Raw genomic sequence first — 3,487 nt, 5'->3', positions numbered from 1 at the left:
CGCGTGCACCGTCGATGGCGCCGGCTTCCAACAGCGGCGAAGCCATAGCGGCAATCGCAGCTTCCACTGCACGGTTTTGTCCTGCGCGTACCGCCGTTCCCATCACGGCGTAGCCCATGCCCGCCATCGTCGTCTTTACGTCGGCGAAGTCGCGGTTGATGATGCCGGGGATGGTGATGATGTCCGAGATTCCCTGCACGCCCTGGCGAAGCACATCGTCCGCAATGCGGAAGCTCTCGAAGAAGCCCGCGTCCTTGGCGACAGCCAGCAGCTTTTCGTTGGGGATAACGATGACCGTATCAACCGCATCCAGCAGCTCCTGCAGGCCACGCTCGGCCTGCATCATGCGGCGCTTGCCTTCAAACCCGAACGGCCGCGTCACCACAGCCACTGTCAGCGCACCCATCTCACTGGCCAGCGAGGCGATCACCGGAGCGGATCCAGTTCCCGTGCCTCCGCCCAGACCGGCCGTGACAAAGACCATGTCCGCGCCTTCCAGCGCCTCAATGATCTTGTCGGAGTCCTCCAGCGCCGCGCGACGGCCCACGTCAGGATTTGCGCCGGCGCCAAGACCAGAGGTCAGCTTTACGCCGAGCTGCAGCTTTACCGGCGCCAGAGAGCCTTCGAGCGCCTGAGCGTCCGTATTGGCGGCGATAAATTCCACGCCTTCCACTTTGGCCGCGATCATGCGATTGACCGCGTTGCCGCCACCACCGCCTACGCCGATGACCTTAATCTTGGCGCCGGTGCGGGTCTCATCGTTGTAGTGAATGCGGATCGGATCTTGGGGCGTATTCGACATGGGGATGCGTTAACTCCTGCGTTAATGGTCATTCTGTCATTCGTCCGCGTGCAAGGAAATGCGGAAAAGCAAATGACGGTTATCAAAGTCGATTCCTGAGGCCGAATCAGGACTATCTTGTGACGGCGAGGATCACTACATGGTGCCGGCGAAGATCGCCTTCAACTTGGCGCGGAGGCCCATCTCTTCGCTGGCACGGCGCACCTGCGTGCGGTGCGTGTACAGCAGCATGCCGATGAGGGCCGCGAACTCCGGCTGCGCCAGTTCCTCGGGCATGCGAGAGAGCGGTACCGGATAGCCGACGCGGGCCGGCACACGCAGCATGCTCTCAGCAACATCCAACAGGCCGACCAGCTTGGCCGAGCCGCCGGTCAGAACCAGGCCGGCGCCGAGCGCTTCCAGCACACCGCCCTGCCGCAGGTTCTCGCGCAGCATCTGCATCAGCTCGCGCGCTCGCGGCTCAAGAATCTCCGCCAGGTAGCGATGACGCACGATGCGTGCCGGCTGTCCTCCGCTGAGCGCCAGGTTGCCGCCGACTTCAATCTCATTCAACTGCGGCACACTGGTCACCACACAGTTGCCCCAGACCTGCTTCAACTGCTCTGCCTCTTCGACGGGCACATGGAGACCGACCGCGAGGTCGTTTGTGAAGTGGTCGCCACCGATCGGCAGTACAGCCGTATGAGCGACTGCTCCCTCGAAGAAGACGACCATCTCGGTGGTGCTGGCTCCAATATCCGCGATGCAGACGCCGAGCTCACGTTCATCCGCGCTGAGAACCGCTTCAGCCGCGGCAATGCCCTCATAGACCGTGTCCAGAACCTCAAGGCCTGCCTTGTTCGCGCAGGTCACAACGGACTGCGCTACGCCCCCTGAGCAGGTAGAGAGATGGAGGTTCACTTCAAGCTTCGTTCCCACCATCCCAACAGGATCATGGATACCCGACTGATCGTCGAGGATGAACTCCTGCGGCAACAGGTGCAGAATCTCGCGGTCCGCCGGCAAAGCCACGGAACGCGCGCGGTCCACGGCAGCCTTAACCTCTTCGCGTGTGATCTCTCGCATACGGCTGCCCATGCTGATACCGCCACGGCTGTTAACGCCGCGGACATGCATACCGCCAACGCCGACAATAGCCGTCTCAATCCCAGCCTTAGCTGTACGTTCGGCGGCAAGCGCAGCGCGATTGATCGCATCTGCTGCCGGACCGAGATCGGCAATCAGGCCCTTGCGCATGCCCTTCGACATCTCAATGCCGTGGCCGCGATAGCGCAGCACGCCTTCCTGAACCTCACCGACCAGCACGCAGCTCTTGGAGTTGCCGGCGTCCAGAACCGTAATCAGAGTCTCTTCGCGAGGCTTCACCGAGCCACCCCCGCGGAAGGCACTGTGGAATGTGCCGGCTGATTCAGCAGATCCTTCGACGGACGAGCCACCTGGCCAGGCTTCGCAATCGGCATCTTCCACTTCACTGCCGGCTTTACGGGCTGCTTTGGCGCTGGCCCCGCGAGACGGCTGGCCACATCATCCGGAATACCGGAGCTGGTGTCCCGCACCGGAGCTGCACTTGCGACCGTCTGTTTCGGCTTTACGGCGGCGACAGGCCGGGGCGCAGCAGCCTTGGCTGTGGACGCCTTCGCTGTTACAAGGGGCTTGCTAGGCGGCTGCGGTGCAGGTGTGACCGCCGCAACCGGCTTTACCGGAGTAATTGGCTTCGCTGTGGCATCTTTGCCCGGAGTAACATCCGCGACAGCGGGAACCGGAGGGGCGCCTCCTGTATCCTTCGCCATCTCCAGCACGACCTGCGTCTCATAGCGCATATCGGCCGAGGCGAGCTTCGGATACTGCTGCTTCCACTCCGGCAGATGCTGCTGATACTTCTGATAGCGCTCCAGGAACTTATCATCGCCAAAGTGCACCAGCACTTCCATCCCATGATCGGGGATGAGCGCCTTCACATCTTCGGGATTATTGACATCCACTTCGCTGACCTGGTCGCTGATCTTCGCGCCTCCGCCATCAAGGTCTGCAATGAAGCGCTGGTAAAGCTTCATGCGTGCGGAGCGGGTTCCGGCGGGCTCGTTCGCCACAATCCCGGTGACCACAGGGAAGGAATAGCGTGGATCGCCCGCCGCATCGGCCGGCAGATCCAGAATGACGCCGTTGGCGTCAACCAGGCGGATACCGTCGGACTGACGGAGGTACGCGACGGGGGTACGTTCCACCACGGCGACGCGGAGTCGATTCGGCAGCAGACGCATCACGGTGGCATGCTCCACCCAGGGCAAACCCTCCAGTTGCTCGCGGCGATCTGTGAGCGGTACACGGAAGATATTGCGCTCTACATCTTCTCCAAAGATGCTGAGCATCTGCGGCCGCGAGACATGCGTATTGCCGGCAATCTCGATCGATGCCGAGCTGGCGATACGAAAGCGGTCGTCCCGTAGAAGATAGTTCCTGGCTACGATGACTGCGCCAGTCATGCCGCCTAGTGCAAGCACCAAGCCGGATGCGGCCGCGATGCGGCCCCACTTCGTCTGGGGCAGAAGCCCTTTCCGCACGCGGACTCGCTGACTCGCGCGAAAAAACTCCGCGTCGTCATCGGGAAAATCATCCTCAGAGCGGCGACGCCTGCGGCGGTCGACCTCCTGCTTCGGGTACGAATCGGCTACAGAGTCAGCGGCG

Annotated in this window: 3 protein-coding genes; all 3 read right to left on the bottom strand. The window is 62.2% G+C overall.

Annotated elements, in window-relative coordinates; all coding sequences use genetic code 11:
• Nucleotides 1-802 (bottom strand): cell division protein FtsZ (gene ftsZ / locus AB4043_RS18930; RefSeq protein WP_442307775.1); only part of this gene is annotated, 802 nt, incomplete at its 3' end.
• Between the two features lie 135 nt (nt 803-937).
• Nucleotides 938-2,167 (bottom strand): cell division protein FtsA, encoded by a 1,230-nt coding sequence (gene ftsA, locus AB4043_RS18925; RefSeq protein ID WP_442300144.1) that lies wholly within the window; start codon nt 2,165-2,167, stop codon nt 938-940.
• On the bottom strand, nt 2,164-3,487 hold a 1,324-nt coding region (locus AB4043_RS18920; RefSeq protein ID WP_442307774.1), incomplete at its 5' end, for an FtsQ-type POTRA domain-containing protein. The genes ftsA and AB4043_RS18920, both read right to left, overlap by 4 nt.

Source organism: Terriglobus sp. YAF25, assembly GCF_052113305.1.
Classification (GTDB): Bacteria; Acidobacteriota; Terriglobia; order Terriglobales; family Acidobacteriaceae; genus Terriglobus.
Note: the sequence above shows the minus strand (reverse complement) of the source record. Positions and strands in the feature narration are given on the sequence as shown.